This is a genomic window from Superficieibacter electus, from assembly GCF_002915575.1.
Lineage (GTDB): Bacteria > Pseudomonadota > Gammaproteobacteria > Enterobacterales > Enterobacteriaceae > Superficieibacter > Superficieibacter electus.
This window is the reverse complement of the sequence record NZ_PQGD01000006.1, coordinates 21,073-36,908: the sequence shown is the minus strand read 5'-3', so window position 1 is coordinate 36,908 and position 15,836 is coordinate 21,073. Positions and strand designations below refer to the sequence as shown.

The window sequence follows — 15,836 nt, the reverse complement described above, 5'->3', positions numbered from 1 at the left end:
TTTACCTCCAGTTTACTGTAAGTGCCCCTTCAGTATATACATTACCGGCGGAGATCCTAAAAATTCAGCCGCATATTATTATTCCGCATAATTTGAGTGGTTTATTTGACAGCGAGCGTCAAATAATTGCCACAATTTTCACGCGAGGTCTGTCACCGTTATGGTCTTCTCTAAACAGAGTGACACCGCGAGAAATGTTGCAACGCGCAAGATACCGGTGACGGAGAAGGGTGTGTTTTTTACTCTATGAGAGCGTTATATTTTACCCTGCCGCGAGCTGGTACTAACGCAACGGGACTGCAGTGTCGTGAGCATTAACGGTATAGTAAGTGAAAGAAAAGTGAATTGGAGGAAGGTCAAATGGAGATTTCGCAATTCCCGCAAATCAACCCGCCCCATCGCCTGCTGATGGGGCCGGGACCGGTTAATGCGGACCCGCGCGTCCTGCGTGCTATGTCATACCAACTACTCGGCCAGTACGATCCGGCAATGACTCATTATATGAATGAGGTGATGGCGTTGTATCGCGGTGTTTTCCGCAGTCAAAATCGCTGGACGATGCTCATCGACGGCACATCGCGAGCCGGAATTGAGGCCATTTTGCTCTCAGCCATCCGCCCCGGGGATAAAGTGCTGGTTCCGGTGTTTGGGCGTTTTGGCCACTTACTGTGCGAAATTGCCCGGCGCTGTCGGGCCGACGTTCATACCATTGAAGTGCCGTGGGGCGAGGTATTTACCCCGGATCAGATTGAAGATGCCATCAAACGTGTGCGTCCGCGCCTGCTACTGACGGTGCAGGGCGACACCTCTACCACCATGCTTCAGCCGCTGGCCGCGCTGGGCGACATTTGCCGGCGCTACGATGTGCTGTTTTATACCGACGCCACCGCGTCGTTGGGGGGGAATACGCTTGAGACAGATGCCTGGCAACTGGATGCTGTCTCTGCGGGCATGCAGAAATGTCTCGGCGGTCCCTCCGGTACGTCTCCAGTCACCCTCAGTGAGCGGATAGTTGACGTTATTCGACACCGTCGACGCGTGGAAGAGGGAATTCGTACCGAAGCGCATCGCGATGGTAGCGACGAGATGATCTACTCTAACTATTTCGATCTCGGCATGATTATGGATTACTGGGGGCCTGAGCGTCTTAATCACCATACTGAAGCAACGTCTGCGCTGTTTAGCGCACGCGAATGCGCGCGATTGATCCTGCAGGAAGGGCTTGATAACGGCATTACGCGCCATAAGCTTCATGGTGATGCGTTGCTTCACGGCATTCAGGCGATGGGGCTGGAGACATTTGGCGATCTTAAACACAAAATGAACAACGTACTGGGCGTTGTCATCCCGCAGGGCATTAATGGTGAGCAGGTACGTAAGCTAATGCTGGAGGATTTTGCCATCGAAATAGGTACATCCTTCGGTCCGTTGCATGGCAAAATCTGGCGTATTGGTACAATGGGCTATAACGCGCGTAAAGATTGCGTAATGACCACATTGAGTGCGCTGGAGTCCGTCCTCAATTACCTGAAATTTCCCACTACCCAGGGCGCAGCAATGCAGGCAGCCTGGGATCATTACTGCGCAATGGACAGACATTAACGCTCTGCTAACCGGTCCCGCTATGGCCGGAGCTTACTCTTCCTGAGTGAGCGCTGGCCTGATGGCAATTTTGCTTGTTGACGAGTTGCTGATTAAGCGTTTTCGACCACACTATAGTTAACAGGGAGGGTATCCCCATCCATTGTAAAAAGGCGTGTGCACATCCGCACGCCAACTTCCTGCATACAGATGATCGAAAACACAACGGACAACTTCATGAAAAAGATCGCTATTGTGGGCGCAGGGCCAACGGGAATTTATACGTTCTTCTCGTTACTGAAAAAAAGAGTGCCGCTGGCTATTTCCGTCTATGAACAAGCCGATGAGGCTGGCGTGGGCATGCCTTACAGCAATGAAGACAACTCGAAAATGATGCTGGCGAACATTGCCAGCATTGAAATTCCGCCTGTCTTTTCAACCTATATTGACTGGCTACGTGAGCAGGATGAGGCACATCTGGCACGCTATCGTGTGGATCGTGCTTCCCTGCATGTTCGCCAGTTTTTGCCCCGTATCCTGCTGGGTGAATATTTCCGCGATCAGTTCTTACAACTGGTTTCCCGGGCACGAGAGCAGGGCTTTGAAGTCAACGTACATGAATCCTGCCGGGTCACCGATCTTGAAGCAACAGAAACGGGCGTTAAGCTATGGGTTGAGGATGAACCGGTTGCCGGACACTTCGACCTGGCGGTGATTGCTACCGGGCACGTCTGGCCTGATGACAGCACGTCCACGCGCACCTTTTTCCCCAGCCCCTGGTCAGGATTGATGGAAGCTAATATCCGGGCCTGCAATGTCGGGATCATGGGTACCTCGCTCAGCGGCATCGACGCCGCCATGGCGGTGGTGGTTCAGCATGGCGAATTCGTCGAATCGGACGAAGGTCATCTCCAGTTCAGGCTGGACAAGCAAAGTGAGGCGCTCAACATTACGCTGATGTCGCGCTCCGGCATTCTGCCCGAGGCGGACTTCTATTGTCCGATCCCTTATGAACCGCTTAAGGTCGTCACCGCAAGCGCGATTGAGCAGGAGATTGCGGCGGGCGCTGAAGGCTTGCTCGACCGCGTATTCCAGTTGGTTGTCCAGGAGCTGGAGCTTGCCGATCCACGCTGGAGCGAGAGCATGGCGCTTTATCGGCTTAACGCCGATACCATTAACGACGCATGGTTTGCCGATCGTAAAAAACACGATCCTTTCCGCTGGGCGCAGGCCAATCTTGATGAAGTCGAGCGTAATAAACGTGACAAGCGCACGGTCGCCTGGCGCTACACCATCCTGCGCCTGCATGAGGTGGTTGAAGAAATTGTTCCTCACCTCAACGAGCGTGACGCACAGCGCTTTACCTCGGGCCTGGCGCGGATCTTTATTGATAATTATGCCGCCATTCCCTCGCAGTCCATCCGGCGTTTACTGGCACTGCGTGAGGCAGGCATTATCGATATCGTTGCGCTGGGCCAGGACTACGAGATGAAAGTGGAGGAAAAACAGACGCGGGTTTTTAACCAGCAAAATAGCTGGGTCTATGACGTGTTTATTGATGCACGCGGGCAACAGGCGCTGAAAACCAAAGATCTGCCATTCCCCACTTTACGTCAGCAACTGCTGGCGACCGGCGAAGACATCCCGGATGTCGGGGATGATTACACTTTGCAGGAGCCAGCGATGGCACGCGGACACATTGCTTTTGGTGCGCTGCCGTATCTGATGCACGACAGACCGTTTGTGCAGGGGATCACCGCCTGTGCGGAAATTGGCGCGGCGATGGCACGGGCTATATCGCAACCCGCATCGTGGCCTCGCCGTCGTCTGCCGTTTATTGAGGTCTAGCCTAAGATTCCACCCGGCAACGTTTTGAATCATGTTGCCGGGTGAGTTTGCGCTAAAAGACAGTCTCCATCTGGATACCAAAGCTCCATTCCCCACCGGCGGTAAAATCTTTCTGTGCTGAGGTATCGGACTATTGTTTTCCGGCGATTTAACCCGGTGGTAAAATGCTCAATTCTGGACGGCTAAAGAAAAGCGACAGGTATCAAGGCGCGGCGTTTATTGGTGGAAACGCAGGAAAGTATTGGCCGTATTGCTGAACAGGTTGGCTATACCGATCCGCTTCATTTTTCCCGTGACTTTCATCGTGTGGGGATGTCGCCCAGTCAATTTCGCCGCAGGGAACAATCTGACATGATGAAATAGCCACGATTACCCAAATAGCCTTTGCCAGAACGTTGTTTTTTTGACGGACCCATTCGCAAGCTCCATCCCCATTTCGCCGCCCTGAAGGGGGATCAACGTTAAATTCCCGCTGAAAACCGCGCCGGTATCAATATAAAATTGATTCGCGTATTGCTGCGGTGCCGGGAGCGGGGTGTGGCCAAAAATAAAACCGTCCGCGCCCTCAATCGCCTGTATCTGGCCACGTTGCGATGACGTGATACGCTCCCGACTCCAGACCACGCTCTCCTCATCGACCGGTTTATCCCGTTGATAATGTTTACCGGGATAATCAGCATGACAGACGACATATTTCCCTTTATTTGCGGTAACCTCGATAATTAACGGCAGCGCGGCAACCTGCGGTAATAAGGTCTCTACGCGGCTTTTGTCGGCGTTATCTAGCCTGAAAAACCACTCACCGCCATTCATTTGCCATAGCCCGGCATCGCGATGATGCAGCAGTGCATCCAGCATCATTTCTTCATGGTTTCCACGAATGGCCCGAAACCAGGGTTCCGTGATTAGCGTCAGGCAGGCAATATTTTCGCTGCCGCGGTCAGTCAGATCGCCAACGGAAATAAGTAAATCCTGCTGCTTATCAAATTCCAGCGCCGCCAGTTTCTGTTCCAGCAGTGAATAACAGCCGTGCAAATCACCCACCACCCAAATATTGCGCCAGTCTGCGCCAGTAATATGTTGGTAGACCGTCATTTTAGCCTCCACATTATCGTTCAAAAGCGGATGGTATTAAGTATGGACGTCCAGAAAAGGATGTTTGTCACCCTGAGATTAATCTTATTTTACGGGTGATAAAATAGGGTTGTTGGAAAAATGACCAGTCATCTGATGACGCTGAAATAGTTTAATTGAGTGTAACTTGCTGTTTTTTAAATATAAATAAAATGCAGTCGCGATATTTTTCTCTGTGTGCTCTCTGCCAGATAAAAGCTGTTACCCATAAATAATGGTGATTGTTGCACAACGTGTTACGTGGATAATGCGCTTAAATTTTACAGAAATTAACATTAATCACTATTTCCTTACATCACAGGGAACGTTAGATGGGCCGCTACCGAACCGCATTACGTTATTCCTTTTTCACCGTGACCGGCCTGCTTATTGCACCTGTCGTAAACGCCGCCGACGGCATCGCCGGGGCCGATGAACAAATCATTATTCAGCAGCAGCGCCAGAAAGCGCTGGAGCAGCAGCTTACGCCGCCAAAGCCGGATGTGCGCCTGTCACCGCCGTCTTCCGGCTTTGGCCGCATTACCTACCCAACGGAAACCCCCTGTTTTCCGATCAAACACGTGGTGCTGAGTGGAGAAGAGAAACTGCCGCGCTGGCTGCCGATCCAGCATCTCGGTAAAGAGGCTGAAGGCCAGTGCCTCGGCGCGCAGGGCATCAACCTGCTAATGAGCACCCTGCAAAACCGGCTGGTGGATCATGGCTATATCACTACCCGCGTGCTGGCCCCGTCGCAGGATCTGAACAGCGGCGTGTTAACGCTGGTGCTGGTACCGGGCTATGTCCGCCACGTCAGACTGACTGAAGACAGCGATCGCTATATCCAGCTCTACAGCGCCTTCCCGCCGCGTGAGGGTGCGCTGCTTGATTTACGCGATATTGAACAGGGGCTGGAAAACCTTCAGCGTCTGCCTACCGTCAAAGCGGATATGGAAATCGTTCCTGGCGAGCAGCCCGGTGAAAGTGATATTGCGGTGAGCTGGAAGCAGGAAAAAATGTGGCGTATCGGCGCGTCGCTGGACGACGCCGGAACGAAAAGCACCGGGCGTTATCAGGGTGGCCTGACGTTATCACTGGATAACCCGTTCTCCCTCAGCGACTTGCTGTATGTCTCCGCCTCCCATGATTTGCAGGGCGAGGGTGGCAAGGGCAGCAAAAACTACACCGGCCACTATTCGGTGCCGTTCGGCTACTGGATGTTCTCGGTGACCGGCAACGATTACGACTATCACCAGACGGTCGCCGGGGCCAACGAGGATTACCGCTACAGCGGAAAAAGTAAAAACCTCGACGTCCAGCTAAGCCGCGTGCTGCACCGCAGCGGCACGCAGAAAACCACCATGACTTATGACGTGCTGGTGCGTAAAACCCGCAGCTACATTGACGACACCGAGGTGGACGTGCAGCGCCGTCAGACCTCCGCCTGGCGCATCGGTTTACAGCACCGCCACTATATCGGCCAGAGCACGCTGGATGCGGGCGTCAGCTATCAGCGCGGGACCCGCTGGTTCGGCGCGACGCCTGCGCCGGAAGAGTACTTCGACGAAGCCACCGCGCTGAGCAAAATCCTGCAATTCAACGCCCAGCTTAACGTGCCCTTTGAAATCGGCACGCAGAACTTCCGCTATAACGTGCAGTACCAGCGCCAGATGAGCAGCACGCCGCTGACGCCGCAGGACCAGTTTGCCATTGGCAACCGCTGGACGGTGCGTGGCTTTGACGGCGAGCGCACCCTGAACGCCAGCCACGGCTGGTACGTGCGCAACGACATCGCCTGGAGCACGCCGCTGCCGTCGCAGGAATTTTACCTCGGGGCGGACTACGGCGAAGTGGGCGGTGCCGGTTCGGAATATCTGGTCGGTACGCATATGGCGGGCGGCGTGGCGGGCCTGCGCGGCTACGCGTTTAATACCGGCTACGACATGTTTGCCGGAACCCCGTTCTCGAAGCCGGACGGTTTCGACACCAGCGATTTAACCCTTGGCTTTAACCTCAACTGGGACTGGTAAGGAGCGGCAGATGCGCGTCGGTGAGTACGACATTAAAGCCCCGCTGATGCTGGGCGGCCAGGAGAGCGAGGCCGAAGTGCTCGGTGCAACGGTGTGGCTGTGGATGCACTCGCCGATGCACCGGGATGCGCCGCTGCATGCGCTGCCAACGCTGCTGCTGCCGATCATCAAACGCGGCCAGTACGTGCTGGTCACGCAGCACGAGCGGCCGGTGTTCTTTCTGAGCTGGGCCTGGCTCAACCCCGAATCGGAAGCCCGCTTCCTCACCCGCGCATCGATTCATATGCGGGAAGAGGACTGGGACAGCGGCGACCGCATGTGGTTCTGCGACTGGATTGCACCCTTTGGTCATACCCGTGAGATGTATCGTCTGCTGCAAAAAGAGGTCTTCCTCGATGGCTGTGCGCGATCGCTGTGGCACCGGGGCCAGGAGCGCGGAAAACGCGTAATGAATTTTCATGGCACGCGGATCAGCCGTGAAGCCGCACGACAATGGCGACGCGAGCATCCGCTGGCGGTAGATCTGCCGGAAGCTTAACAAGGAAATACCCATGAACAAGAACCTGTATCGTATCGTCTTCAACAAAGCGCGCGGTATGTTAATGGTGGTGGCGGATATCGCCCGCTCAGGCCGGGCGTCGTCAGCACGTTCTTCCGGCGTCGGACATACGCACAGCCGTCTTATCGGTAAAGTGGGGGCGTTAAGCTTCAGCCTGTGGCTGGCCATGGGGGTGATACAGCCCGTCCAGGCAAATGTCATCGCCGACGGCAGCGCACCGGCAAATCAACAGCCAACGATTATCAACAGCGCCAACGGCACGCCGCAGGTCAATATTCAGACCCCGTCCGCCGCAGGCGTCTCGCACAACAAATACGGCCAGTTCGACGTTAACCAGCAGGGCGTCATTCTTAATAACTCACATAAAAACGTCCAGACGCAACTGGGCGGTATGGTGGCGGGCAACCCGTGGCTGGGCAAGGGCGAAGCCAGGGTTATTCTCAACGAGGTCAACTCCCGCGATCCGAGCCGCCTTAACGGTTACGTGGAAGTGGCAGGTAAAAAAGCCCAGGTCGTTATTGCCAACCCGGCAGGCATTACCTGTGATGGCTGCGGCTTTATTACCGCCAACCGCGGCACGCTGACCACCGGCCAGCCGCAAATGAACAACGGCCAGTTGACCGGCTATAACGTTGAGCGCGGCGAAATCCGCATTGACGGCAGGGGACTGGACAGCTCGCGCGCCGATTACACCGACATTATTGCCCGCTCGGTTAAGGTCAATGCCGGGGTGTGGGCGAACGAACTTAACGTCACCACCGGGCGTAACCAGGTGGACGCCGCGCATCAGCAAATCAGTAAAACCAGCGACGATCCGGCGACCCGTCCGCAAATGGCACTGGATGTCGCCAGCCTCGGCGGGATGTACGCCGGTAAAATTCGCATGGTCGGCACCGAAAGCGGCGTCGGCGTGCGTAACGCCGGGAATATCGGTGCGCAGGCGGGCAGCGTCACGCTGACTGCCGACGGACGCATTGAGAACAGCGGCAACATCAGCGCCAGCGGCGACACGCAAATTGCCGCGACGGGCAGCGTTGATAATAGCGGCGCGATTTACGCGGGCAACGACGCCAGCGTGCAGAGCGGTGGCGAGCTGAACAACCGTGGCTCGCTGGTGGCCCGTAACAACACCCGCGTCCAGGCGGCCAGCCTGACCGGCTCAAAACAGGGCGTGCTGGCGGCGGGGGTGCAGGACGACGGTAAAATTGGTGCGCAGGGCGATCTGGAACTTAACACCGACGGACAACTGGCTGCTCACGGCCAGACGCTGGCAGGGGGCAACCTCAGCGCGCGCGGGCAGGGCGTTGATCTCAGCGCCAGCCAGACGCAGGCGGATAACATCACGCTCGACGCGGGTGACGGCGATCTGAACACCTCCGGCGCGCTGGTCAGCTCCCGTCAGTTGACCGCCCGCAGTGGTAAGCTGCTGAATAACGACGGCGGCACCATCAACGCTGATACCCTGTCCGTGCAGGCCAGCGCGCTGTCCAACCAGAAAGGCAGCCTCGTGCAGACCGGCAGCGGCGATCTGTCGCTGGATCTGCCGGGGGACGTGAATAACCGCGAGGGGCAGATTGCCGCCAACGGTAACGTGGCCCTGCGCGCGCAGTCGCTCAATAACCAGAAAGGGCAGGTGCTGGCGGCGCAGAACGGCAGCCTGAACACAGAAATTCGTGGCGGGCTGGATAACAATAGCGGTTCGCTGGCGGCCAGCAAGGATGTGAGCCTGAATGTCGCCGCGCTGGATAACGACGACGGGCTGATTTCCGCTTCAGCCGGGGCGGCAGACCTGACCAGTGTCGGCGCGGTGAACAATCGTAAAGGCCGTCTGGAAAGCGCCGGGGCGCTGACGCTCAATGCCGCCAGCCTCGACAACACGGCGGGTGAAATCGTTGCCAGCGGTGGCACTCTTCAACTGAACGGCGGCGCGCTGGATAACGCCTCCGGTACGCTGTTCTCTCAGGGCGACCTGCGCATCGACAGTGGCGCGCTGGATAACACGGCGGGCCTGATCCAGGCGGCGGGCAATACATGGCTGGATACCCACGGCGCAACGCTGACCAACCGTAACAGCGGGACCACCGGCGGCATCAGCAGCGGCGGCACGCTGAACCTCGCGGCGGGCGATATTGATAATCAGCAGGGTGTCATTGTCAGCGGCGGCGTGCTGGATCTGCGCGGCGATAAGGTGGATAACAGCAAAGGCCAGCTGGGATCGGAGCAGGCACTGACCGCGCACGCGGACACCCTCCTCAACGTGGACGGCTCGCTGAAATCCGGTGGCGATATGGCGCTCAGCACGGCTGCCTTACTGGACAACACCCGCGGCGTGATCGGCGCAGGCAGGGCGCTGGATTTGGACGCCGTCACCCTGGCTAACCAGAACGGCGTAGTGGTCAGCGGCGATCGTGCCGGAATTGATGTGCAGACGCTGGACAACCGCGCAGGTCAGCTTGCCGCGCAGCAGGCGCTGTCGCTGAGCGGTAAACAAATCAACAACGATGACGGCGGGCTGGTCCAGAGCGGCGACGCGCTGACGCTCAACGCTGGCACCCTGAGCAACCGTAACAGCGGCGATAAGGGCGGCATCACCAGCCTCGGGGTCATGACGCTCACCGCCGACAGCGTGGCGAATAACGACAGCGTCCTGCTCTCGGCAAAAGACATCACGCTGAACAGCGGCACGCTGGACAACACTTCCGGCGAACTGGTTGCCACGGACGCGCTGAATCTGGCGCTCGACGGCACGCTCACCAACACCTCCGGGCTGATGCAGGGCGGCAGCGTGGCGCTGGACACCGCCGGGCACGCCTTCACCAACACTGACGGCACGCTCAACAGTCTCGGCGCGCTGGCGCTCAGCAGCGGGGCGCTCAATAACCAGAACGGCACCCTGGCGGCGAAAGGCACATTCGATGCCAGCGCCGCCAGCCTTGATAACCGCAGTGGCGGGCGCATCATCGGTGAGAAAGACACCACCCTGACCAGCGGCGGCCTGCAAAACAGCGGCGGGCAAATCCAGTCGGTAGGCGATCTGTTACTGGATACGGCGAAAGGGGCAATCAACAACGCTTCTGGTCTGATCCGCAGCGGGGCAGACCTGACCATTAATGCCGCAAACCTTGATAACCGCGATACGCAGGGTAGCAATCAGGGCGTGGAAGCGGATACGGTAACCATCACTACCGGGACGCTTAACAACCAGCGCGGCACCCTCCTTGCTGACAGCAAACTGGCAGTCAGCAACAATGGCCTGCTGGATAACACCGGCGGCGCGCTGGCCTCCTCCGGCAGCCTGACCCTGAACGGCGCGGGGCTGGACCTGGCGAATACCGGCGGCGTGGCAAAAGCCGGCGAGTTACTGGATATCACTGCGCAGCGCGTCGGCGGCGACGGCGATTTGCTCTCGCTCGGCGACATGATCCTGCGCAGCAACAGCGCGCTGAATAACAGCGGGTCAATCATTGCCAATAACGCGCTGCAACTGACCACGCCGGGCAGCATCAGCAACAGCGGCAAACTGCTGGCCGGGAAAAAACTGGACCTGCACGGCGGCAGCCTGAGCAACGCGGAAAGCGGCGAAATCAACGCCGGGGAAAACCACCTCACCGTCAGCGGGACGCTCACCAACTACGGCCTTATCGACGGCGGCTACACGCGCATTGATGCGAATACCCTGAACAATATCGGCACCGGGCGTATCTACGGCGATGCTATCGGCATTAACACGGTAACGTTCAATAACCTGGCCGCAGGCGGCAAAGCGGCCACGCTGGCCGGGCGCGAACGGGTGGATATTGGCACCGGTACGCTGAACAACGTTGATCACGCGCTGATCTACAGCGGCGGTGATATGGCGCTTGGCGGTCAGCTTGATGACAAGGGCAACGTCACGGGCCGCCTCGGCGTTATTAATAACCACAGTTCGACCATTGAATCGGCCGGCAATATGTGGATCACCGCCGGGCAGATCAACAATATCAACGACCGTTTCTCCACCGAACTGGTGACGGTTTCGCAGGAGCAGATCAGAGAGTATCAGCACAGCGGATCGCCAACCCGCTGGAACGCCAATACCGAGGGCGTCTATGTCAACGGCGATTCCGCCGATCATCTGCGCAACCTCAATACCCCGGATGATACGGGGTCGAATAACGACAACTTTAACCAGTATGACTACAACCGCACGGTTGAAGAGACGCGCATTAAGGAAACCGATCCGGCGAAAATCCTTGCCGGTGGCGATATGACCATTACTGCCGATGAATTATTCAACGATAAGAGCCAGGTCATCGCTGGTGGGACACTGTTTACTGACGGGATTAAATTAACCCGTAATAAGGCGGTGGATGGTGAACGCCATACCACCGACGTCGGTACCGTTACCCACTATTACCGCATTCGTCATAAAGGCTCGGACGAACAGGGGCGCGATCGCACGGCGTACCAACCGCCGACGGTGATCCAGGCAATCACGCTGAAACCCGGACAGATCATTAGCCGGGGTGAGGTTCAGGGCAGTAATGTCACTATCGCGCCACTGACCACTCAGGGAACCGATGTCGCGATTGGTAAATCCGGCGCGGTAACCGGCAAAGTGGATGCCAGTACGCATGCGCCGTGGCAACAAACCGTTTCAGACGGCGAGCCGGTGACGCCGCCGCCGGGCCAGCAGTTTGCCGTGACGCCGGGTGAAGACACCATTCGCATTGTCGGGCCGAATACCCAACTGCCGGATAGCAGCTTGTTTAAAATTAACCCGTCGGCGAACGAGTCGTATCTGGTGGAAACCGATCCACGTTTCACCAATGAAAAAGAGTGGCTGGGCAGCGACTATATGCAGGATGCCCTCGGTCAGGATCAGCATAACAAACTCACACGACTGGGAGATGGTTACTACGAGCAACGGCTGATCCGTGAGCAGGTGGTCGATCTCACCGGCCAGCGTTATCTTGAAGGCTATACCAGCGATGAAGAGCAGTATAAAGCACTGATGGATGCCGGGGTGGCTTTTGGTAAACAGTACTCGCTCAAACTGGGCGTGGCATTAACACCGCAGCAGATGTCCTTGCTAACGGGCGATATCGTCTGGCTGGTGAATAGGCAGGTTAAAATGCCTGATGGCTCGATGCAGTCGGTGCTGATGCCGCAGGTCTATGCCAAAGTGAAACCGGGTGATATTAGCGGCTCCGGCGCGCTGATCGCTGGCAATAACGTGGTGATGAAACTCGACGGCGATCTGTTTAACCGGGGCACCATTGCCGGGCGGCGGGTGCTGCAACTGGATGCAGACAACATTACTAACCAGACGGGGACCATTCAGGGAGCGAATGCCAGCCTGAACGCGCGTACCGACGTCAATAATATCGGTGGCGTGTTGCAGGGCACGGACAGCCTGCTGGTCAATGCCGGACGAGATATTAATGCCACCACCACCACCCGCAGCGCCGAAAGCGCGGTGGGTCAGAATAGCTTCTCGCGCACTACCATTGACAGCGTGTCCGGTATTTACGTGCAGGGTGATAACGGCAAACTGTCGCTGAAAGCGGGCCGTGACGTTAACCTGACCGGCGCGCAGGTGATTAATAGCGGCGAGAACGGGCAAACGCAGATTGGTGCCGCACGCGATATTAATCTTGGCACGGTAACCACCTCCGGTCGCGATAATCTGGTGTGGGATAAAGACAACACCCTCAATCAGGGGCGTGTCGATCGGGTGGGTACGCAGATCAAAACCCAAAATGATACCGCGCTTGCCGCCGGACAAAATATTAACGTTGATGGATCGTCAATCACGTCCGAAAAAGCGCTGAATCTCAACGCTGGCAACGATGTGAACATTCGCGGCGTGCTCAATAGTACCGATCTTGACGAGCGCCACAAAGTCACCGGCAGCAGCGGCTGGCTGTCGAAGAAAACCACCACTACCCGGGATACCGTCGATCGTCAGACCGTTCAGGGCAGTGAACTGAGCGCGGGCAGCGTCAACGTGATTGCGGGGAATAATATCGGCGTGGTCGGCAGCAGCATCGCTGGCACGGGTGATGTGGCGATGAAAGCGGGTAACGATCTGACCATCAGTAGCATGACAGGTCGTAACGACGAAACTCACCTCAAACAGGAGAAAAAATCCGGCCTGATGGGGTCCGGCGGCATCGGCTTTACTATCGGTTCCCGCAAAGAGACCACCGATCAGGCCAGCCAGGCGCAGAGCGGTGAAAGCTCGCTGGTCGGCAGCCTGCAAGGGGATACGGTGCTGGTAGCGGGTAATAACTATCGCCAGACAGGCAGTACCGTTTCGTCGCCAAACGGCAATGTGGTGATTGAAGGTAAAAATGTCACCATCGAAGCCGCGCAGGACACCTACGCCTCGCAGTTCAAACATTCCGTTGAGCAGAAAGGCTTCACGCTTGCCGTCAACGTGCCGGTGATCCAGGCGCTGGAAGCTGCTGCCGCCTCGGTGAAACGCGTGGGGCAAAGCAATGACGATCGCATTAACATGCTGGCAGCCGCCAATGCCGGATGGGACAGCGCGCGGGCCGCGAATCAGATGATGGACAGCGCGCAGGGCATTATGCAGAACGGTGCGCAGGGGGCGGCGCAGAACGTCAGCGTTTCCTTAACCTACGGTCAAAGCAAACAGAGCAGCACTCAGGACACCACCAGCACCAGCGCGCTGGCCAGCAAGGTCAACGCCGGGAAAAATGCGGTGGTGGTGGCGCACGGGGGCGAGCGTTCTGACATCAATATTATTGGCTCGGACGTCAGCGGTAAGCAGGGCACGCTGTTGCAGGCGGATAACGACGTCAACATTCTCGCCGCCCAGCAGGATCGCCACGAGCGCTCGGACAATAAATCGAGCGGCTGGAATGCGGGCGTGGCGGTTAGCTACGGTCAGGGCGGCGCGTCCTTCGGCGTCACTGCGGGTGCCAACAAAGGCAAGGGATATGGCAACGGCGACGAGGTTTCCTGGCGCAACAGCCACGTGGGTGATATGAACAGCCAGACGCAGATTGTCAGCGGCGGCGACACCACCTTGCGCGGCGGCCAGGTGCTCGGCAAAGGCGTCGATATCGTCGCGGACAACCTCAACATCGAAAGCCTTCAGGACACCATGAAGTACCAGGGCAAACAAACCGATGTGGGCGGGCAGGTCACGGTCGGCTACGGTTTTGCCGCCTCGGGTAATTTCAGTAAATCAAAAGTCGATGCCGACTATGCTTCGGTGGCAGAACAATCAGGAATTTTCGCCGGTGACGATGGTTATCAGATTGATATTAACGATCTGACTAACCTTAAAGGCGGCCTGATCACGTCTAATGGCAGTGCCGAGCAGGCGGGGAAAAACCGCTTCAGCACCGGCACGCTGAGCTGGAGCGACATCGATAATCATTCGGAGTATGAAGGCACCGGCATCGGACTGGGCGGTTCGATGAGCATGAACGCCGATATGGGGCTGGGCGATCATGCTACGCCGCAAAGCAGCAAAACCGTCATGGATGAAAACGGCAAAACGCAACTGGCGAGCGGCTATAGGTCACTGCAAAAAGATCTCTCTTTTGGCATTGGTCATGACAGCGACAGCGAGAGTTCCGTCACCCGTAGTGGTATTAATACGTCCAATATCACCATTACCGATGCTGACGGGCAGCAACGTCTGACCGGTAAGACGGTAGATCAGACGCTGGCCGAGATCAAAACCGACATCATTACGGAGAATGCCGCCGCGAACGCGGGCTATATTGAAAATAATTTCGATAAAGACAAGGTATTTAAAGAACTGAATCTTCAGGTGAAAGTCACTAAAGACTTTAAGCAGAATGCGAATAAGCAAATAAGCGCTTATCTGGATGACAAACAGGCGGCAGCACGTCTGGTGCTGAAAAAAGCCATTGACGATGGCGATCGGCAAAAGCAGCAGGAAGCCGTAAACGAAATCTATAAACTTCAGTACCAACGCCGTTTCCTGCAAACGCTGGTGGGCGTCGTGGCGGGATCGCCTGATACTGCAATTACTCAGGGAACGCTGTCGCTAGCCGCCACCAAAATGCGCGAAGAGACCGTTCAAAACTCCCTTATTTTTGAAGGTGTGAGGGATATGGGCAACGGAAAAGTTTATAGCAACGCATCAGGTGACAGCTCGGCGCTGTATGACGGTTTTAAGGCCGGGGGCGTCAGAATTAGCCTGGATATTGTGTGTGGTGATAATAATATCAACTGTATGACGGTCAATAATGATGGCGTGACGCTACAGCGAGATGAACAAGGACATGTTCTTTTCAAACCAAGCCGTCAATACCCCTCAATGGATGTCTTCCTGACAAAAGAGGCGGCCAAAGGATTGTATGGTCCGACCGGGGGCTCTCAGGCGCTGGGGGGGTATCTTGCACCTTTCGGTACCTATACCCCCGGCCATTTCTGGGGGGATATTGGCGATAGTATTGTTGAAGGTTTTGCGGGCACGCACGATTTGGTTGGCGGTCAGATCCCTGGTTTTTACGATGAGCAAGGTAATACCTCTCGCAATCGTTCTGCAATGACCAAAATAGCCGCTGAGACATGGACCGTTGCGGCTATACCGATTGCCGCGCCATTCGCCGCCAGCGAAATTATTTCTCCAGAATTGCTACAGTTTATCTTTAGCGCACAACCCTAAGGGCTGACAAATGATCTTTCGCCGTATATTAATCCCGTTTTACGCACTCATC

At 56.6% G+C, this 15,836-nt stretch carries 6 protein-coding genes and 1 pseudogene; 6 read left to right on the top strand and 1 reads right to left on the bottom strand.

What is annotated here, in order from left to right:
- The first annotated feature begins 360 nt into the window (after positions 1–360).
- The 3 genes and pseudogenes from CHU32_RS08465 to CHU32_RS08455 all read left to right on the top strand — a co-directional run.
- A complete protein-coding gene (locus CHU32_RS08465) occupies positions 361–1,602 on the top strand; it encodes a pyridoxal-phosphate-dependent aminotransferase family protein (protein ID WP_103675356.1) in 1,242 nt (413 codons plus the stop codon).
- A gap of 216 nt (positions 1,603–1,818) precedes the next feature.
- Positions 1,819–3,429: an FAD-NAD(P)-binding protein gene (locus CHU32_RS08460; RefSeq protein ID WP_103675570.1), complete on the top strand. Its 1,611-nt coding sequence runs from the start codon at positions 1,819–1,821 to the stop codon at positions 3,427–3,429.
- A gap of 204 nt (positions 3,430–3,633) precedes the next feature.
- Positions 3,634–3,792 (top strand): annotated as a pseudogene (locus CHU32_RS08455) (helix-turn-helix domain-containing protein); the annotation flags it as partial.
- Positions 3,793–3,798: 6 nt separating this feature from the next.
- Here the strand turns inward: CHU32_RS08455 and CHU32_RS08450 are convergent.
- Complete coding sequence (locus CHU32_RS08450; RefSeq protein ID WP_103675354.1) at positions 3,799–4,524, bottom strand: metallophosphoesterase; 726 nt, start codon at positions 4,522–4,524, stop codon at positions 3,799–3,801.
- A gap of 350 nt (positions 4,525–4,874) precedes the next feature.
- Here CHU32_RS08450 and CHU32_RS08445 point away from each other — a divergent pair, with 350 nt between their 5' ends.
- From CHU32_RS08445 to CHU32_RS08435, 3 genes are read left to right on the top strand one after another with little or no spacing between them, the layout of a single operon-like run.
- A complete protein-coding gene (locus CHU32_RS08445) occupies positions 4,875–6,569 on the top strand; it encodes a ShlB/FhaC/HecB family hemolysin secretion/activation protein (RefSeq protein ID WP_103675353.1) in 1,695 nt (564 codons plus the stop codon).
- Positions 6,570–6,579: 10 nt separating this feature from the next.
- Positions 6,580–7,107, top strand: coding sequence for a toxin-activating lysine-acyltransferase (locus CHU32_RS08440; protein WP_103675352.1), 528 nt, complete (start codon positions 6,580–6,582; stop codon positions 7,105–7,107).
- Positions 7,108–7,120: 13 nt separating this feature from the next.
- On the top strand, positions 7,121–15,784 hold the full coding sequence (locus tag CHU32_RS08435; protein WP_103750823.1) for a two-partner secretion domain-containing protein: 8,664 nt from the start codon (positions 7,121–7,123) through the stop codon (positions 15,782–15,784).
- The last annotated feature ends 52 nt before the right edge of the window (positions 15,785–15,836 follow it).

Bases quoted from the DNA above. Each gene is read 5' to 3' on its own strand.
- CHU32_RS08465 (WP_103675356.1), top strand. From the start codon at position 361: ATGGAGATTTCGCAATTCCCGCAAATCAACCCGCCCCATCGCCTGCTG.
- CHU32_RS08460 (WP_103675570.1), top strand. From the start codon at position 1,819: ATGAAAAAGATCGCTATTGTGGGCGCAGGGCCAACGGGAATTTATACG.
- CHU32_RS08450 (WP_103675354.1), bottom strand. From the start codon at position 4,524: ATGACGGTCTACCAACATATTACTGGCGCAGACTGGCGCAATATTTGG.
- CHU32_RS08445 (WP_103675353.1), top strand. From the start codon at position 4,875: ATGGGCCGCTACCGAACCGCATTACGTTATTCCTTTTTCACCGTGACC.
- CHU32_RS08440 (WP_103675352.1), top strand. From the start codon at position 6,580: ATGCGCGTCGGTGAGTACGACATTAAAGCCCCGCTGATGCTGGGCGGC.
- CHU32_RS08435 (WP_103750823.1), top strand. From the start codon at position 7,121: ATGAACAAGAACCTGTATCGTATCGTCTTCAACAAAGCGCGCGGTATG.